This window comes from Ensifer sp. ENS11 (assembly GCF_014851895.1).
Taxonomy (GTDB): Bacteria; Pseudomonadota; Alphaproteobacteria; order Rhizobiales; family Rhizobiaceae; genus Ensifer; species Ensifer canadensis.
In genome coordinates, this window is the sequence record NZ_JACVAN010000004.1 from 372,832 (window position 1) to 390,362 (window position 17,531).

14 protein-coding genes are annotated in these 17,531 nt (G+C 61.2%); 12 read left to right on the plus strand and 2 right to left on the minus strand.

Going from position 1 to position 17,531, the window contains the following annotated elements; all coding sequences use genetic code 11:
* The first annotated feature begins 177 nt into the window (after positions 1 to 177).
* Positions 178 to 3,573 (plus strand): DUF3971 domain-containing protein, encoded by a 3,396-nt coding sequence (locus tag IB264_RS11020; RefSeq protein WP_025427127.1) that lies wholly within the window; start codon positions 178 to 180, stop codon positions 3,571 to 3,573.
* A gap of 50 nt (positions 3,574 to 3,623) precedes the next feature.
* Here the strand turns inward: IB264_RS11020 and tyrS are convergent, their stop codons facing one another.
* Positions 3,624 to 4,877 (minus strand): tyrosine--tRNA ligase, encoded by a 1,254-nt coding sequence (gene tyrS / locus IB264_RS11025; protein ID WP_025427126.1) that lies wholly within the window; start codon positions 4,875 to 4,877, stop codon positions 3,624 to 3,626.
* Between the two features lie 124 nt (positions 4,878 to 5,001).
* Between tyrS and IB264_RS11030 the strand changes: the two genes are divergently transcribed.
* A complete protein-coding gene (locus IB264_RS11030) occupies positions 5,002 to 6,138 on the plus strand; it encodes an anhydro-N-acetylmuramic acid kinase (protein ID WP_025427125.1) in 1,137 nt (378 codons plus the stop codon).
* A 99-nt stretch (positions 6,139 to 6,237) separates the two neighbouring features.
* Positions 6,238 to 7,437, plus strand: a complete 1,200-nt coding sequence (locus IB264_RS11035; RefSeq protein WP_025427124.1) for a diguanylate cyclase — start codon at positions 6,238 to 6,240, stop codon at positions 7,435 to 7,437.
* Between the two features lie 18 nt (positions 7,438 to 7,455).
* On the opposite strand, the gene IB264_RS11040 is transcribed toward IB264_RS11035, so the two are convergent.
* Positions 7,456 to 8,133 (minus strand): alpha/beta hydrolase, encoded by a 678-nt coding sequence (locus IB264_RS11040; RefSeq protein ID WP_025427123.1) that lies wholly within the window; start codon positions 8,131 to 8,133, stop codon positions 7,456 to 7,458.
* 224 nt (positions 8,134 to 8,357) lie between these two features.
* On the opposite strand from IB264_RS11040, the gene IB264_RS11045 reads away from it, so the two are divergent.
* From IB264_RS11045 to IB264_RS11085, 9 genes are all read left to right on the plus strand, one after another.
* Positions 8,358 to 9,524 (plus strand): cysteine desulfurase family protein, encoded by a 1,167-nt coding sequence (locus IB264_RS11045; protein WP_025427122.1) that lies wholly within the window; start codon positions 8,358 to 8,360, stop codon positions 9,522 to 9,524.
* A 152-nt stretch (positions 9,525 to 9,676) separates the two neighbouring features.
* Positions 9,677 to 11,146 carry a Fe-S cluster assembly protein SufB gene (gene sufB / locus IB264_RS11050; protein ID WP_025427121.1) on the plus strand — a complete coding sequence of 490 codons (1,470 nt, stop codon included), beginning with the start codon at positions 9,677 to 9,679 and terminating at the stop codon, positions 11,144 to 11,146.
* 77 nt (positions 11,147 to 11,223) lie between these two features.
* Positions 11,224 to 11,979, plus strand: coding sequence for a Fe-S cluster assembly ATPase SufC (gene sufC / locus IB264_RS11055; RefSeq protein WP_025427120.1), 756 nt, complete (start codon positions 11,224 to 11,226; stop codon positions 11,977 to 11,979).
* Positions 11,980 to 12,001: 22 nt separating this feature from the next.
* The gene (gene sufD / locus IB264_RS11060) at positions 12,002 to 13,279 is read left to right on the plus strand and encodes a Fe-S cluster assembly protein SufD (RefSeq protein WP_025427119.1); all 1,278 of its coding nucleotides are present in this window, start codon (positions 12,002 to 12,004) and stop codon (positions 13,277 to 13,279) included.
* A gap of 27 nt (positions 13,280 to 13,306) precedes the next feature.
* Positions 13,307 to 14,548 carry a cysteine desulfurase gene (locus IB264_RS11065; RefSeq protein ID WP_025427118.1) on the plus strand — a complete coding sequence of 414 codons (1,242 nt, stop codon included), beginning with the start codon at positions 13,307 to 13,309 and terminating at the stop codon, positions 14,546 to 14,548.
* A gap of 71 nt (positions 14,549 to 14,619) precedes the next feature.
* A complete protein-coding gene (locus IB264_RS11070) occupies positions 14,620 to 15,000 on the plus strand; it encodes an SUF system Fe-S cluster assembly protein (protein ID WP_025427117.1) in 381 nt (126 codons plus the stop codon).
* Positions 15,001 to 15,098: 98 nt separating this feature from the next.
* Entirely contained in the window at positions 15,099 to 15,491 is a 393-nt protein-coding gene (sufA, locus tag IB264_RS11075; RefSeq protein ID WP_025427116.1) for a Fe-S cluster assembly scaffold SufA, read from the plus strand.
* 92 nt (positions 15,492 to 15,583) lie between these two features.
* Positions 15,584 to 17,089: an ATP-binding protein gene (locus IB264_RS11080; RefSeq protein ID WP_158407847.1), complete on the plus strand. Its 1,506-nt coding sequence runs from the start codon at positions 15,584 to 15,586 to the stop codon at positions 17,087 to 17,089.
* Between the two features lie 10 nt (positions 17,090 to 17,099).
* Positions 17,100 to 17,528, plus strand: coding sequence for a response regulator (locus tag IB264_RS11085; RefSeq protein WP_025427114.1), 429 nt, complete (start codon positions 17,100 to 17,102; stop codon positions 17,526 to 17,528).
* Positions 17,529 to 17,531 lie beyond the last annotated feature (3 nt).

The window sequence follows — 17,531 nt, forward strand, 5'->3', positions numbered from 1 at the left end:
GCGCACACGAAACCCACGGATGTGTGAATGCTTTCCACAGCATGGTCGGCCAGACGTGATGACACCGTCCGGCCAGATGTGGTCTACGTGACGGCAATGATCCGTCGACCCGCTGCCGCATGATGCGTCGACGGGAGAGGCGGGCTTTCCCGTATGAACTGGAGGGCGTCCGCGCCGATGAGTGAGATCCGCGGCGAAAAAGTCGGCTTTCGCAAGAAAGACATCGTCGCGTTGCATGCGTTGCCCTCGGCGCAGGCACACGAACCCGTCATCGTGCATGCCCCGCACAAACGCGGGCTCTTGCGCTTTCTCAGCAAGATTGCCCTTTGCGGCTTACTGCTCGCCTTCATCACTGCGGCCAGCCTCATCGCCGTCGTCGAGAGCGGGGCGATCGACAGCACACTGAACGCGCGCGCCCGCACGGCGCTGAACGCGGCACTCGGCGGCGCCTATCGCGCTGAGGTCGGTAGCACCGTCGTTCGCATGACCTCGAACGGCGCGCTGGCGCTCAAGGCGCGGGAAGTGGCGCTGAGCGAAGCCACGTCCGGCCAACCTGTCGCAAAGTTGAGTTCGATATCCATTGCCCTCGACCCTCTGGCGCTGTTGACGGGCAGGATTTCGGTTTCACGTCTTGAAGCCGAAGGTGGCGACTTCGACACCGGCCTCCTGCCACGCGGCGAGCCGGTCGATCTGACGAAGATCAAGATCGCCGATGTCGGCGACGCACTGGAGCAGCTTTTTGCCCATGTCGACCGCATGTCGAAGATGGCGGCAGGGCGTGGCGACCAGACGGTGTTGCTTTCCAACTTTTCTTTCACAGTCGCCGGTGCACGTAACCGTGTCGTGCCGGTCGATGCCAAGGAGCTGGAGTTCAATCGTGATGCCGATGGCTCCATGCACGTCAAAGGCAGCGTGACCGTCGATGGAGTCGATGTCGATCTCAGCGCCAACGCTCTTGGTGCAAAGGGTCATATGTCCGGCTTCGAAGCGGCAATCTCGAACATTCCGCTGAAGCCCTTCTTCTATCACGGCCCCTTCGGCAAGGAGGCCGCCTTCGGCATCGATGCGACCGCGGGGCTGACCCTCACGGCGACACGCGCCGCCGAAGGCGCCAAGCCCGACCTTCGCGTGGCCGTCAGGACGTCGGAAGGTGCATTCCACGCCGGTGGGCTGGTTTCGACGATCAATCCCTCCCAGATGGATATCGCATATGACTTTGAGCGGGCTGCCGTCGAGGTGCTGCCGTCGACGGTCAATATCGGTCGCTCGATCTTCCCGTTTACTGGTGCAGTGAAAGATCTCGACAGAACAGCAGGCGCAACCGATCAGGGTTTTGCCATCGATCTTTTGTTCAGGAATGCAAGTTCCGCGCCGGAGGACATTACCGAACGTCCCTTGATCTTCGATGCGAAGGCAAGCGGCCGCTTCACCTCGGATGCGCGCCACCGCCTGATCTTCGATCAGCTCGCCGTTTCCAGCCCGCTCGGCTCGATGTTCGGTTCGCTTTCGGTCGCCTTCGGCAAGACTTCGCCGCAGGTCAGCTTTGCCGCCGTCAGCGACCAGATGCAACCGACGGCCGTCAAGCAGCTTTGGCCCTGGTGGATCGCCAAGGGCGCGCGCCGCTGGGCGATCCGCAATCTCTTCGGCGGCACGGTCACTGATGCGCGCATCGAGGTTTCGGTGGCAGAGGGGCGGATCGCCCAGAACGAAGGCGAGCTGAAGCTCGACGAGAAAGAACTGAACATCACGTTCAACATCGACGAAACGCGGATCAACATTGCTGGTGAGATACCGCCGTTGCGCGACACATCGGGCACGTTCAAGCTGAGCGGCCAGCGCATGGAAGTGGGCGTAAAGCAGGGGGCGGCCTTTTTTCCCTCCGGCCGGTCCGTCGCGCTCAATGGCGGCGATTTCATCATTCCCGATGTCTACACCAAGCCGTTGATCGCGGAAATGAAGATCGAAGTTGGCGGCGAGGCAGACGCGATCGCCGAGCTCGTCACCTACAAGCCGATCCAGGCGCTGCAAAAGACACCGTTTGTCCCAGGCGACTTTACCGGCCCGCTAACCGCACAGGTCGGAGCGCGGTTTGGCCTTGTCACCGACCAGCACCCGCCACCGCCGCTCTGGCAAGTGGAGATGCAGCTTGAGGACGTCACCGTCACGCGCCCGATTGCCGGACGTGGCGTCTCCAATCTTTCCGGGACTTTCCGGGTCGACAACGAGCAAGCGGTTCTCGATGCCGATGCGGTTGTTGAAGGCGCAAAGGTCAAGATCGCGCTCACCGAACCGGTCGACAGCAAATCGAAGGTCAAACGCAAACGCGAAATCAGCGGCACACTCGATGCGGCAGCCCGGGAGAAGCTGACCCCCGGCCTGTCGAAGATCATCTTCGGGCCGATGGACGTCGATCTGGTGATCGACGAGGCTGATGTTCAGCACGTTACCGTCGATCTGACCAAGGCCAGGCTCTCGCTTCCCTGGATCGGCTGGAACAAAGGTGCAGGCATACCAGCCGAGGTGCGCTTCACATCCGACATCAACGACAGCGTTACAACCATCAAGGACTTTGCAATCGCCGGTGACGGTTTCGGCGCACGCGGTAATCTGCAGGTCGATGGCGCCGGCATCGTTAATGCAAAGCTCAGCAATGTCCGTCTGGCGCAGGGCGACGATTTCAACGTTGCCATCGATCGCCGCAAAGGCATCCATGTCGTGACGCTGAGCGGTGCCGCGGCAGACATTCGTCCGATCCTTGCCCAGATGAAGAGCGGCTCGAACGGCGACGGTGGCGCCGGTGACGACATCACCATCCAGGGTCAGCTCGGTCGCGTCGCCGGCTTCAACGGCGAAGTGCTTTCGAATGTGAATCTGGTCTACTCGGAGCGTGGCCAACAGATCGACGACATCAATCTGTCGGCAGTCACCGGAAGCGGCCAGGCAGTAGTGGCGCGGCTCGCCAAATCCGGTGCAGACAACATTCTTGAACTGACCACTGGCGACGCCGGCTCGCTTGCTCGGTTCGCCGATATCTACAGCAACATGCGCGGTGGTCTGTTGAACATGAAGTTGCGTGATCGTGGCGGCCGGTCATGGCGCGGCTCGATCGACATCCGCAAGTTCCAGCTGGTCGGCGAGCAACGCCTGCAGTCGATGGTGTCGACGCCGGCTGGACAGGACGGACGGAGCCTCAACCAGGCGGTTAAGCGCGACATCGATGTCAGCACGGCGCGATTCGAGCGCGGTTTTGCCCAGCTTGCCCTCGACCGCAGCGCCATTCGGGTCGATGGCGGCGTTCTCAGGGGAACCGATGTCGGCGCGACTTTCCAGGGAACAGTGCGTGACGGCAACGGCATCATGGATATGACGGGTACCTTCATGCCCGCCTACGGTTTGAACCGAATTTTTGGCGAACTGCCGTTGATCGGCGTCTTGCTCGGCAATGGCCGCGACCGTGGCCTGCTCGGTATCACCTTCAAACTCAATGGCCCATTCAACCAGCCGAAGCTGACGATCAACCCGCTTTCGATCATCGCGCCCGGCGTCTTCCGCAGCATCTTCGAGTTTCAATAAAAAGGCCGGCACAATGGCCGGCCTTCGAGATTCTCTAGGAGTGCACCGGCTTATGCGGGGCGAACGAGGATATGCTTCTTCTTGCCGAGCGACAGCTTGACGATGCCATCCGAGGTCACATCGCCACTGCCGATCAGGCGGCGCTCATCGCTGACGGCCTCGTCATTGATGCGCACGGCGCCGCCCTGAACGTGACGGCGGGCTTCGCCGTTGGACGAGGCAAGCCCCGCACGCACGACAAGCGTCAGCAGACCGATGCCGGCTTCGAGTTCCGACGCAGGCACGTCGACCGACGGCAGGTTTTCGGAGACTGCCCCTTCCTCGAAGGTCTTGCGGGCAGTTTCGGCCGCCTGCTCGGCAGCGGACCGGCCGTGAAGCATTGCCGTGATTTCGGTCGCGAGGATCTTCTTGACCTCGTTGATCTCCGAACCGCCGAGCTTCGAGAGCCGCTCGATCTCCGCCATCGGCAGCGTCGTGTAGAGCTTCAGGAAGCGCGTTACGTCGGCGTCCTCGGTGTTGCGCCAGTACTGCCAGAAGTCGTAGGCCGACAGCATATCCGGATTGAGCCAGATGGCGCCGTTGACCGACTTGCCCATCTTCGCGCCAGACGACGTCGTCAACAGCGGCGAGGTGAGGGCGTAAAGCTGGGTCGTTCCCATGCGGTGGCCCAGGTCGATGCCGTTGACGATGTTGCCCCACTGATCCGAGCCACCCATCTGCAGCCGGCAGCCGGTGCGCTTGTGCAGTTCGACGAAGTCGAAGGCCTGCAGGATCATGTAGTTGAATTCGAGGAACGACAGCGACTGCTCGCGATCAAGCCGGGTCTTGACGCTGTCGAACGACAGCATGCGGTTGACCGAGAAGTGACGGCCGACATCGCGCAGAAATTCAAGGTAATTGATGCCAAGCAGCCAGTCGGCGTTGTTGATCATCAGCGCGTCCTTGGGGCCGTCGCCGTAGGTCAGGTAGTTCGAAAACACCGTCTTGATGCTGGCGATATTGGCGTCGATCGTCGCCGGCGTCATCAGTTGGCGCGCCTCGTCCTTGAAGGAGGGATCGCCGACCATGCCGGTGCCGCCGCCCATCAGCGAGATCGGCCGGTGGCCGGTCGCCTGCAGCCAGTGCAGCATCATGATCTGAATGAGACCGCCGGCGTGAAGGCTCGGCGCCGTCGGGTCGAAGCCGATATAGGCAGTCACGGTCTCCGTCCGGAACAGCTGGTCGAGGCCGGCATCATCCGAACTCTGATGAATGAAACCGCGCTCGCTGAGGGTGTGGAGGAAATCGGACTTGAACTCGGACATGACCTGTCTCTTTCGGCTGGGTAGAACGTCTGCGCGCGGCGTTTAGCACTGTTTGGGCAAAAGTGCACGTCTTTGCTTGGCCGATGTTTTTGCTATGTAGATGGGCAACGCCTTGGAGGAATGCATGGCCAAGATCATGACCGCGATCGGCTTGATGAGCGGAACGAGCATGGACGGGATCGACGTCGCGCTGCTGCGCACCGACGGCGATGCGATCGTCGAGCGGGGACCTTCGGCGGGATACGCCTATGAGGCACGCTTCCGCGACCGGCTGAAACAGGGTCTCGAAGACGCAAAGTCGATCGCCAGCCGCGAGCAACGGCCAGGGATTTTGGCCGATCTCGAGCGGGAACTGACGCTCAGGCATGTCGAAGCGGTTCAGGCATTTCTCCGGCAGAACAACATCTTGCGCGAAAATGTTGATGTTATCGGGTTTCACGGTCAGACCGTGCTTCACCGGCCAGACGATGCCCTGACCGTCCAGATCGGCGACGGGGCGCTGCTTGCCCGCGAAACGGGCATCGATGTCGTCTATGACATGCGCGCCAACGACATGGAGCATGGAGGCCAAGGCGCACCGCTCATTCCGGCCTATCATGCAGCACTCGCCCGGAACGCCGCAGCGAATGGCGAACTGGTTCAGCCGGTCGTTTTCGTCAACATCGGCGGCATCTCCAATCTGACATTCATCGGCGCCGACGTCGGACTGGTTGCCTACGACAGCGGGCCCGGCAACACGCTGATCGATCAATGGGTGGAGGCACATGCCGGCATTCCCTTCGACCAGGGCGGCATGATTGCCAGCGAAGGCAGCGTGCTGCCGGATCTTGCCGAACGCTATCTGCTCAATCCCTTCTTCTCCTCGGACAGGCGCCGTTCGCTCGATCGCAACGATTTCGCACCGCCAAGGGGAAAGGACGCCAATCTCGAAGACGGAGCGCGCACGCTCGCCTATGTGACGGCGGCCGCGATCATCAAATCGGCCAGTCATCTGCCAGCAGCGCCCCGAACCTACATCGTGTGCGGCGGCGGTCGGCTCAATCCGGTGATCATGCGGGATCTGGCATCGGAGGCGAAAGCCCATGGTGCAAACGTGCTTACGGCCGAAGCGGTCGGCTTCAACGGTGATTCGATGGAGGCAGAGGCCTGGGCCTATCTCGCGGTGCGTGCGCAGCGGGGGTTGCCGCTCAGCTATCCCGGCACAACCGGGGTGCGCCAACCGGTCACCGGCGGCAAATACGCATCCCGCACCGCAGGCTGACCGCAGGTACCGCCTGCCACCGATAGTATCGTCCGGTGCTGCCACATGAGGTGGCACAAAGCGGCCCTGCCGTAGCAACAGACAATTCGGGTTCCGTCGATGGGTGGTGCGATTTCTCTGCTGGCTGTGAACTTCGTTATCGCCCAGATATTCACTGCAGCATTTCTTGTCATTGCCGCCAAGAGCCGGTCCAGAAGGGCCGCGCTCTTTTGCGCCGGCGGCTTTGCCGTTGCCTCGCTCGCGGCGGTATTCGAAACCGTCGTGCCCTTCACATCCTTTCCCCGTTTTTTTGCCATCGGTGCATTTGCGAGCGTGCTTGCCGGTTTCTGTCTGCTGCGCTTCGGCCTTGGTCTGTTCTATCGCGTGCCAGCCAACTGGCAGGTGCTTGTCGCCTTCTTCCTGGCCTCGGTGACGCTCGACCTCGCGATCTATGATCTTCCTAGGGGAACGCTGCAGCATGCCGCCCCCTACCAGTTGCCATTCTTTGTCATCCAGGCGTGGTCGGCCTCCGTCGTCATCCGCTCCAAACGGCGCTCGGCGGCGGACTGGATCCTGCTCTCGCTGCTGGTACTGACCTCTGGCTACTATCTCCTGAAAATCTACGCGGCCGTCGCGGCCGGTTCCGGGGCAACCGCGCAGGATTATGTATCGAGCCCGTTCGCGCTGATTTCCCAGGCGCTTGGCGCCGTGCTGATCGTCAGCACCGGTCTTGCGATGCTCGGCGTCATGGTCAAGGAGATCGTCGATGATGCCCGCGCACGCTCGGAAATAGACCTCTTGTCCGGGCTCTATAGCAGGCGTGGCTTCACCGAACGCGTCATCCCTATGCTCCAGCTGCGCGAGGGCCGTCAGCCGGGCACCTTGATTCTGGCCGACCTCGACCGTTTCAAACTGGTGAATGACAGCTACGGACACCACACAGGTGACGAGGTGATCCGCCAGTTTGCGCGCGTCCTGAAAGATGTCATGCCCAACCGCGCAGTTGCCGGTCGTCTTGGCGGCGAGGAGTTTGTGGTTTTCCTGCCCTCCACAGATCTGGAGGAGGCGCGGGTGGTGGCGCACGGAATGCGCGCTGCGATGATGTCGCAAAAGATCGACGGTCTTGCGGAGCAGGCGAGAGTGACGTCAAGCTTCGGCGTTGCGGCGATTGCCAAGGGTGAACCGCTCGAACAGGCGATGCAGCGGGCCGACAAGGCTCTCTATGCGGCAAAAGAAAACGGGCGCAATCGTGTGGAATGCGCCGAGGCGCTACAAAATGTGGTCAACCCATTGCCCCCACAATGGATCGGGCGGCCTTAAGAGCCGCCCGCATCGGTATCAGCGGATGCGCTTGGCAGCCGGCTCCGGCGTCAGTTCGCCGTTGAGGCGGCGGTCGAGATAATCCTCGCATTCCGCCATCAGGCCTTCGACCTGGCCGTTGAAGAAGTGGTTGGCTCCCGGCACGGTCTTGTGGGTGATGAGAATACCCTTCTGCGCCTTCAGCTTTTCGACAAGTCCGTTCACGTCCTTCTCGGGTGCCACCTTGTCCGAATCACCATTGATGATGAGGCCGGAGGACGGGCAGGGCGCCAGGAACGAGAAGTCATAGGTGTTCGGCTGCGGGGCGACGGCCATGAAGCCTTCGATTTCCGGACGGCGCATCAGGAGCTGCATGCCGATCCAGGCGCCGAAGGAATAACCGGCAACCCAACAGCTCTTCGAATCGGGATGCAGGCTCTGCACCCAGTCGAGCGCAGATGCGGCATCCGAAAGCTCGCCGGCGCCATGGTCGAACTCGCCCTGGCTACGGCCGATGCCCCGGAAGTTGAAACGCAGCGTCGTAAAGCCGCGCTTCTGGAACATGTAGAAAAGCTGGTAGACGATCTGGTTGTTCATCGTGCCGCCGAACTGTGGGTGCGGGTGCAGGATGATGGCGATCGGGGCGCTCTTCTGCTTCGAAGGCTGATAGCGGCCTTCGAGGCGGCCGGCAGGTCCGTTGAAGATAATTTCGGGCATTGGCTCTCCGGGGGTGTTCCTGGTTCGAATCTTGGTTTCGGATCGCGATGAGTCTTGACGAAAGCACTCAGCTTTTCTAAAACCTAGTTTAGAACCGTTCAAAACTTCTGTGCGGGCATTCCGCCGTGTGCTTCGTCTCATAAGGCAAGCGGTGCGGAAAATTCAAGGAAAATGCATCGTCGGTGGTTGTCGGCGGTGAGCCTATTGTTCTAGCGAAGGAAATTATGTCGACCTCGCGCATCTATATGGACTGGAACGCCACGGCGCCGCTTCTTGCCGAAGCGCGCGACGCGTGCCTGTCTGCGCTCGATCTGGTCGGCAATCCTTCCTCCGTCCATGGCGAGGGCCGGACGATCCGCACGCTGATCGAAAATGCCCGCCGCGACGTGGGCGCGCTTTGCGGCGCCAAGGCGGCAAGCGTGATCTTCACCAGCGGCGCGACCGAAGCGGCCAACATGGTGCTGACGCCCGATTTCCGCATGGGCCGCACGCCGCTGAAGATTGGCCGACTCTATGCCTCGGCGATCGAGCATCCTGCATTGCGCGAAGGCGGGCGGTTTGCGCGCGAGAACGTTTCGGAAATCCCGGTGACGACCGCCGGTGTCGTCGATCTCGAGGCCCTGCGTGCGCTTCTCGACACCCACGACCGCGAAAGCGGCTTGCCGATGGTCGCGGTGATGCTGGTCAACAACGAAACCGGCATCATTCAGCCGATCTCCGAGATTGCCGCGATCGTTCGCACCCATGGCGGTATTCTCCTCGTCGACGCCGTACAGGCGGCCGGTCGGCTGCCGCTATCTATCGAAGAACTGGGTGCGGATTTTCTCATCATCTCCTCGCACAAGATCGGCGGCCCCAAGGGCGCTGGCGCGCTTGTCGCCCGGGGTGAGATCATGATGCCGGCACCGTTGATCCGGGGCGGCGGCCAGGAAAAGGGCCATCGCTCAGGTACCGAGAACGCGGTTGCGATCGCAGGCTTTGCTGCAGCGGCGCGCAAGGCTGCCGACAACCTCGATGATCGCATGGCATCGGTCGCAGCGCTTCGCGATCGGCTGGAACAGGATATGCAGACCTCTGCGCCGGATGTGGTGATCCATGGCCGCGACGTTTCGCGCGTTGGCAACACCATCTTCTTCACGCTTCCTGGCATGAAAGCGGAAACCGGACAGATCGCCTTCGACCTCGAGGGTGTCGCACTTTCGGCGGGTTCCGCCTGCTCATCCGGCAAGGTCGGTCAGAGCCACGTGCTGACTGCAATGGGTTACGACCCCCGTCAGGGGGCACTGCGCATCTCGATCGGCCCGGCCACCACGGAGGCCGAGATCGAGCGTTGCGCGGCGGTGTTCGCCAAGGTCGCCGCAAGGCGCCGAACGACAGGTCAGGCCGCGTGAGAACGCGCGGTTGAACGAAATTGCGGAAAAGCAATTTTCCGCTTGGCAAACGGGGTGAAAAGCGCCTTTTAGCCATTACATAAGCGGTGCGCCAAGTTCGCATCGTGTTGACAAGCTACCGGACCTTGGATCCGGCAAGATTGGAGAACGACATGCCTGCCGTGCAGGAGACCATTGATCAGGTCCGTCAGATCGACGTGGACCAGTACAAATACGGGTTTGAAACCACCATCGAAGTCGAAAAGGCGCCGAAGGGCCTTTCCGAAGATATCATCCGTTTCATCTCTGCCAAGAAGAGCGAGCCGGAATGGATGCTGGAATGGCGTCTTGAGGCCTATCGCCGTTGGCTGACGATGGACGAGCCGACTTGGGCGCGCGTCAACTATCCGAAAATCGACTTCAACGACATCTATTACTACGCCGCGCCGAAGGGCACGACGGGTCCGAAGTCGCTCGACGAAGTCGACCCGGAAATTCTGAAGGTTTACGAAAAGCTCGGCATCCCGCTGAAGGAACAGGAAATCCTCGCCGGCGTGCAGAAGTCCAAGATCGCCGTCGACGCCGTCTTTGACAGCGTTTCGGTGGTGACGACCTTCAAGGAAGAGCTGAAGAAGGCCGGCGTGATCTTCATGTCGATCTCCGAGGCGATCCGCGAGCATCCCGATCTGATCAAGAAGTATCTCGGAACTGTCGTTCCGCCGACCGACAACTACTATGCGACGCTCAACTCCGCCGTCTTCACCGATGGTTCGTTCGTCTACGTGCCGAAGGGCGTTCGCTGCCCGATGGAGCTGTCGACCTACTTCCGCATCAACGAGAAGAACACCGGCCAGTTCGAGCGCACGCTGATCATCGCCGAAGAAAGCGCCTACGTTTCCTACCTCGAAGGCTGCACGGCGCCGCAGCGCGACGAAAACCAGCTGCACGCAGCTGTCGTCGAACTCGTGGCCCTCGATGAAGCCGAGATCAAGTATTCGACGGTCCAGAACTGGTACCCTGGCGACAAGCACGGCAAGGGCGGTATCTACAACTTCGTCACCAAGCGTGGCGATTGCCGCGGCAAGAACTCCAAGATCTCCTGGACCCAGGTGGAAACCGGCTCAGCGATCACCTGGAAGTATCCATCCTGCATCCTGCGCGGCGACGGTTCGCGCGGCGAGTTCTATTCGATCGCCGTATCGAACGGCCATCAGCAGATCGACAGTGGCACCAAGATGATCCACCTCGGCAAGAACACGTCGAGCCGCATCGTCTCCAAGGGCATCGCTGCCGGCGTTTCGGAAAACACCTATCGCGGCCAGGTTTCGGCCCACCGCAAGGCCGAGAACGCCCGCAACTTCACCCAGTGCGATTCGCTTTTGATCGGCGACAAATGCGGCGCGCACACCGTGCCCTACATCGAGGCAAAGAACTCGACGGCACAGTTCGAGCACGAAGCGACGACCTCGAAGATCTCCGAGGACCAGTTGTTCTACTGCCTGCAGCGCGGCATCCCGACTGAAGCGGCGATCGCGCTGATCGTCAACGGCTTCGTCAAGGAAGTGATCCAGGAACTGCCGATGGAGTTTGCCGTCGAAGCGCAGAAGCTGATCGGCATCTCGCTCGAAGGCTCGGTCGGCTGAGGCCTTGAACTGATTATTGAATGGCGCGCATCCGCTTTGCGCGCAAACAGACGTTCGTTTCCCAAGAGGACGATATAATGCTTGAAATCAAGAACCTGCACGCCCGCATCGCCGAAGACGGCACTGAAATCATCCGTGGCCTGAACCTGACGGTGAAGGCCGGCGAAGTCGCCGCCATCATGGGGCCGAACGGCTCCGGCAAGTCGACGCTGTCCTACATCCTGTCGGGCCGCGAAGACTACGAAGTGACCGAAGGCGAGATCCTTTACAACGGCGAGAACATCCTTGAGCTGGAGGCTTCCGAGCGCGCCGCCAAGGGCATCTTCCTTGCCTTCCAGTACCCGGTCGAAATCCCGGGTGTTGCCACCATGCAGTTCCTGAAGGTGGCGATGAACGAGCAGCGCAAGTATCGCGGCGAAGACGAGCTGACGACACCGGAATTCATGCGCCGTGTCAAGGAAGCCGCTGCCGAGCTCAAGATCGCTCCGGAAATGCTGCGTCGCCCGCTCAACGTCGGCTTCTCCGGCGGTGAGAAGAAGCGCGCCGAGATCCTGCAGATGGCGTTGCTCGAGCCGAAGCTGTGCGTGCTTGATGAAACCGACTCCGGCCTCGACATCGATGCGCTGAAGATCGTCGCCGACGGCGTCAACGCACTGCGTTCGCCCGACCGCGCCGTCATCGTCATCACCCACTACCAGCGCCTGCTCGACTACATCGTTCCGGACACGGTGCACGTGCTCTACAAGGGCCAGGTCATCAAGTCGGGCGACAAGGCGCTTGCACACGAACTCGAAGCCAACGGCTACGCTGATATCATCGAGGCTGCAGCCTAGGGCCTGTTGAAGGAGTGTTCGAATGAATATGCAACAGGCAATCAAGATGACGGCAGCCGAAACGGCGCTCGTCGATGCCTATACCGCGCAGATCGGCGATCTACCCGGCGACGGCTCGGTGCTGTCGGTTCGTGACACCTTGGTGCACGAACTGCGGACATCAGGCCTGCCGACGCGCCGCGTCGAGTCCTGGCACTATACCGATCTTCGCACGCTGCTGCGTGCGGTACCTGCCGCCGACCCGACGGCTTTTGCTGATCGCGTCGAGGCGCTTGTCGCCGGCTCGACAGTACTTGCGGTGCGCAACGGCCATGCCGACCTCAAGGGCAATGCGCCCGAGGGCGTGACGATGCGCTCCTACACCGACAGCCTGCTCGACGGGTCGGCTGCTGCCGGCCTTGCGGTGCTCGGCTCGGACGACGCAATCGGCCGCATCAACGGCGGCCTCGTGCGCGGTGGTATCGAGCTTGCGATCGCAGACGGAACCGAGCTGGAAGACCCGCTTGAAATTCAGTTGGTGCAGAGCATCGGCCAGTCGCACACGCGCTTCCCGGTTTCCTTCGGTGCGAACACCAAGGCGACTGTGATCGAACGTCACCTGTCAACCGATGCCGGCGAGAGCCTGGTCTCAACGGTCAGCGACGTTGCGGTTGGCGAGGGTGCCGACATCATCTGGATCATCCTGCAGCAGCAGGGAGCCGCAGACACCCATCTCGGGCAGATGCGCTTCGATCTCGCCAAGGACGCCAAGCTGTATCTTTTCGTCATCAATGCCGGCGGCAAGCTGGTGCGACAGGAGATCCACGGCAAGACGAGCGGCGAAGGCGCTGATTTCAAGCTACGCGGCATCAACCTGCTCGGCGGCGAAAGCCACACGGACGTCACCTTCACGCTTGGCCATAACGTGCCGCACACCACATCGACGGAAATCATCCGCAACGTGGTCTTCGATCGCGCCAAAGGCGTCTTCCAGGGCAAGATCCTGGTTGCCAAGGACGCGCAGAAGACTGACGCGCGGATGGCGTGCAACACGCTGCTTCTTTCGGACGATGCCGACCTTTCGTCCAAGCCCGAGTTGGAGATCTTTGCGGACGACGTGCAGTGCGGTCACGGCGCGACGGTTACTGACATCGACCACACGCAGCTCTTCTATCTGCTTGCGCGCGGTATTCCGGAAAACAAGGCGCGGGCGATGCTCGTCAACGCCTTCGTCGCCGAAATCGTCGAGGAACTCGACGACGAGCCGCTGGTCGAGGCGCTGGAAGGCGTAATCTCGGCCTGGCTCGTGAAGCATGCCTGACAGGCGCGACTGATTGGATTGAAAGACATGGAACACACTGTGCCGGTGCCAGCCTATGACGTCGAAGCGATCCGCAAGGATTTTCCGATCCTGTCCCGGACCGTCTATGGCAAACCGCTTGTCTATCTCGACAACGGCGCATCGGCGCAGAAGCCGCAGTCAGTCATCGACGCGGTGAGCCATGCCTACGCCAACGAATACGCCAACGTGCATCGGGGCCTGCATTTCCTCTCGAATGCCGCCACCGAGGCCTATGAAGCGTCGCGCGAGAAAGTGCGCCGCTTCCTGAACGCGCCATCGGCCGACAACATCATCTTCACAAAATCCTCCACCGAGGCGATCAATACAGTCGCCTATGGCTACGGTATGCCGAAGCTTAGCGAGGGCGACGAGATCGTGCTGTCGATCATGGAGCACCACTCTAACATCGTGCCTTGGCATTTCATCCGCGAACGCCAGGGCGCCAAGCTGGTCTGGGCGCCGATCGACGACGATGGCGTGTTCCACATCGAAGATTTCGTCAAGTGCCTGACGGAGCGCACCAAGCTCATCGCCATTACCCACATGTCGAATGCTCTGGGCACCGTTGTACCGGTCAAGGAGATCTGCCGGATTGCCCGCGAGCGCGGCATTCCGGTGCTGGTCGACGGCAGCCAGGGCGCAGTCCACATGCCTGTCGACGTGCAGGACATCGACTGCGACTGGTACGTGATGACCGGCCACAAGCTCTACGGTCCCTCGGGGATCGGCGTGCTTTACGGCAAGATGGACCACCTGAAGGAAATGCGCCCGTTCATGGGTGGCGGTGAAATGATCGAGGAAGTGACCGAAGACCGCGTCACCTACAACGATCCGCCGCATCGTTTCGAAGCCGGAACGCCGCCGATCGTCCAGGCGATCGGGCTTGGCTACGCGCTCGACTACATGGAAAAGATCGGCCGGGCGGCGATCACCAGGCACGAAGCCGACCTGACCGCCTATGCGCGCGAGCGCCTGTCGAGGATCAACTCGCTGAAAGTGTTCGGCAATGCGCCTGATAAGGGCAGCATCTTTTCCTTCGAGATCGCAGGCGTTCACGCCCATGACATCTCGACGGTGATCGACCGCGCCGGCGTCGCAGTTCGCGCGGGCACCCATTGTGCGCAGCCGCTCTTGAAACGCTTCGGCGTCACCTCCACATGCCGCGCATCCTTCGGCCTCTACAATACGCGGGCTGAAGTGGACGCATTGGCTGACGCGCTTGAGTACGCGCGCAAGTTCTTCGCCTGATCGGGTTTGGAAAATGGTTCAGAGTTTCAACTCAAGCATCTGAACTGAAAGAGAAAGTCTAGGAGGCCGACATGAGCCTGGATGCAACGGAAGACAAGATCGACGTGCGCGAGGGCATCGTGCATTCGGAAATCCCGTCCGAAGAACTGGCACGTCTGAGCGACGATATCATCAGCGCGCTGAAGACCGTCTACGACCCGGAAATCCCCGCCGACATCTTCGAGCTCGGCCTGATCTACAAGATCGACATCGAAGATGACCGCATGGTCAAGATCGACATGACGTTGACCGCGCCGGGCTGCCCCGTCGCCGGCGAGATGCCCGGCTGGGTCGAAAATGCGGTGGGCGCCGTCGAAGGCGTGTCGGGAGTCGAGGTCTCTATGACCTTCGATCCGCCGTGGACGCCTGACCGCATGTCGGAAGAGGCACAGGTGGCCATCGGTTGGTACTGACCGCAAGGCGCCATATTGATCCGTTAAGCTGCGGACACTACATTTGATTCTGGAAGGCGCCGGGCCTTTACCCCGGTGACGACAAGGAGAAAAGGCCGATGGGCTTTGCCGTGATGAGCTTGACCGATGCAGCCGCCGGGCGCGTCAAGTCGATCGTTGAAAATGCAGGTGGCGATGCCCTGGGCATCCGCGTCGGCATCAAGAAGGGCGGCTGTGCCGGCATGGAGTATGCCGTGGATCTCGTCACCGAGCCCAATCCAAAGGACGATCTGATCGAGCACGCTGGTGCCAAGGTCTGGGTTGCGCCGGAGGCGGTGCTTTACCTGCTCGGCACCCAGATGGATTTCGAGGTGACGACGCTTCGCTCCGGCTTCACCTTCCACAACCCCAACCAGACGTCAGCTTGCGGATGCGGCGAATCGGTCGAGCTGAAGCCGGCCGATCTGGCAGCGCTTGCGGAGCGCGGCGACGCCGTGGTGCGCGCGAACTGATACGCTCCTTGTGTTTCGAGAGATGGCAGGCCCGGGTTTTCGCCGGGCCTTTTTTCTGCTGATATGCGGTCGCGTAACTGGGGGAGATGGGCGTGACGGCGTTCGACGAGGAACTTGTCTTCAATGCGCTCTATGAGACCTTTCCGGATCCGGTGATCATCCTCGACGCTGAGCGCATCATTCGCTCCGCCAACCCAGCTGCACTCGCGCAATTCGGCTATGCGGCCGACGCGTTCATCGGCCAACCGGCGCGCCTTATCTATGCTGACGACGACGAATACTTGAGGCGGCTGCGCAATCGCGCGGCAAGGGTCGACGAGACGATCGCGCGCACCTCGACCTACAGCTATATCCGGCGCGACGGCTCGACATTCTCGGGCCATCTGCGCACCACGCCGCTGATCGATGCCGCCGGACGGGAACTGGCCCTGATCGGCATCATCCGCGACGTCTCAGATCTCGCCACGGCCGTGCTTGAGAGACAGCGGGCGTCCGACATGCTCGACGCAGCATTCGACGTTATGCCGGAAGGTTTCGCAATCTTCGATGCCGAGGAAAGGTTGCTGGTCTACAATCGCGCCTATGTGACGATCTGCGGCCCAGCCGGCCCCTTGCTTCACCCTGGCATGACCGCCGAAGAGATCCTTCTGCTTGCGCAGAAGGAGGGGCACTATCCCGAAGCCTTGCCCGGTAACCCGGATTGGCCCGCCTGGGTGGCGCATCGGCTGCAGGACTTTCGTCAACCGGACAACAGGGCGAAGATCTACCGCTACGCCGGCGACCGCTGGCTGAGGGTTGAAAATATCAAGACCAAGGACGGAAACACCGTCGTCCTGCGCGTCGATGTGACCGAACTGAAGCGCGCGGAACTGACGCTCGAGCGCCAGCGACAGGAGCTCGAGCACAAGAACGAGGCCCTCGATCAGTTCACGGCAACGGTCTCCCATGACCTGAAGGCACCCTTGCGGCACATTTCGATGTTCTCCGAGATGATCGAGGATGAATTGGCCGCCGGCAATCAGGATGAGGTTTCGGCCAGCGCCCGCCATCTGCGCGACAGCGCAAGGCGGATGAACCGGGTGATCGACAGCCTGCTCGATTATTCGCAGATTGCCTATCAGATCAGCACATGGTCCGATGTCGACCTCGGCGACATCGTCGCCGATACTCTGGGCGTTCTCGGCGGTCACGCGCGCGAGGCGAATGTGGCCTTCGAGATCGGTCCGCTGCCGAAGGTCCAGGGCGATCCGGAACTGTTGCGCCGGCTGGTGCAAAACCTTGTTGGCAATGCCATCAAGTATCGACATCCGGATCGCGGGCCTATCGTGCGCGTCAACGGCCGCGCCGTCGGCCAGCAGGTGGAGCTTGCGGTCGAGGACAATGGCATCGGCATCGACCCGCGATTCGCCACGCGCATCTTCGAAGTGTTCCAGCGCTTGCACCACGACGAAAGCACCTATGGCGGCACGGGCATCGGCCTTGCGCTTGCCAAGCGGATCGCCGAAAGCCACAACGGATCGATCCATCTTGACACGAGCTTCACCGAAGGCGCACGATTTGTGGTGACGCTTCCCAAGCGCATGCGGAAGACCAAGTAAGGCGACAAGATTGGCCAAGTCACCGAAGCGATTGCTTGTGGTGGAGGACAACGTGCACGACGCGCGTTTCGTCACGCGTGCCCTTTCACAGACCGACGACACGCTCGACATCGTCCATGTCACCCACGCCGACGAGGCCGTGGCGCGCCTCGGGCACGAGCACTTCGACTATGTGCTTCTGGATATCAAGATGCCCGGTGTCGACGGGATGGAACTCTTGGAGCGCATTCGCAGCAATGAGGGCACATCGGTGGTGCCGGTCATCGTGCTGACGTCGTCCACCAATCCGAGCGACGTTTTCCGGTCCTACAAGGCCGGTGCAAACGCCTATGCGGCCAAGCCGTCGTCGCTTTCGGGCTACAGGCAATTCGCCGAGGCCTTCGTCCGCTTCTGGATAGAAAACACCCTGCCGCCGCGCGGCGTCGTGCTTGATCAGTAGGGT

Bases quoted from the DNA above. Each gene is read 5' to 3' on its own strand.
- sufB (WP_025427121.1), top strand. From the start codon at position 9,677: ATGCCTGCCGTGCAGGAGACCATTGATCAGGTCCGTCAGATCGACGTG.
- IB264_RS11035 (WP_025427124.1), top strand. From the start codon at position 6,238: ATGGGTGGTGCGATTTCTCTGCTGGCTGTGAACTTCGTTATCGCCCAG.
- IB264_RS11070 (WP_025427117.1), top strand. From the start codon at position 14,620: ATGAGCCTGGATGCAACGGAAGACAAGATCGACGTGCGCGAGGGCATC.
- IB264_RS11020 (WP_025427127.1), top strand. From the start codon at position 178: ATGAGTGAGATCCGCGGCGAAAAAGTCGGCTTTCGCAAGAAAGACATC.
- IB264_RS11040 (WP_025427123.1), bottom strand. From the start codon at position 8,133: ATGCCCGAAATTATCTTCAACGGACCTGCCGGCCGCCTCGAAGGCCGC.
- tyrS (WP_025427126.1), bottom strand. From the start codon at position 4,877: ATGTCCGAGTTCAAGTCCGATTTCCTCCACACCCTCAGCGAGCGCGGT.
- IB264_RS11045 (WP_025427122.1), top strand. From the start codon at position 8,358: ATGTCGACCTCGCGCATCTATATGGACTGGAACGCCACGGCGCCGCTT.
- sufA (WP_025427116.1), top strand. From the start codon at position 15,099: ATGGGCTTTGCCGTGATGAGCTTGACCGATGCAGCCGCCGGGCGCGTC.
- sufC (WP_025427120.1), top strand. From the start codon at position 11,224: ATGCTTGAAATCAAGAACCTGCACGCCCGCATCGCCGAAGACGGCACT.
- IB264_RS11030 (WP_025427125.1), top strand. From the start codon at position 5,002: ATGGCCAAGATCATGACCGCGATCGGCTTGATGAGCGGAACGAGCATG.
- IB264_RS11065 (WP_025427118.1), top strand. From the start codon at position 13,307: ATGGAACACACTGTGCCGGTGCCAGCCTATGACGTCGAAGCGATCCGC.
- sufD (WP_025427119.1), top strand. From the start codon at position 12,002: ATGAATATGCAACAGGCAATCAAGATGACGGCAGCCGAAACGGCGCTC.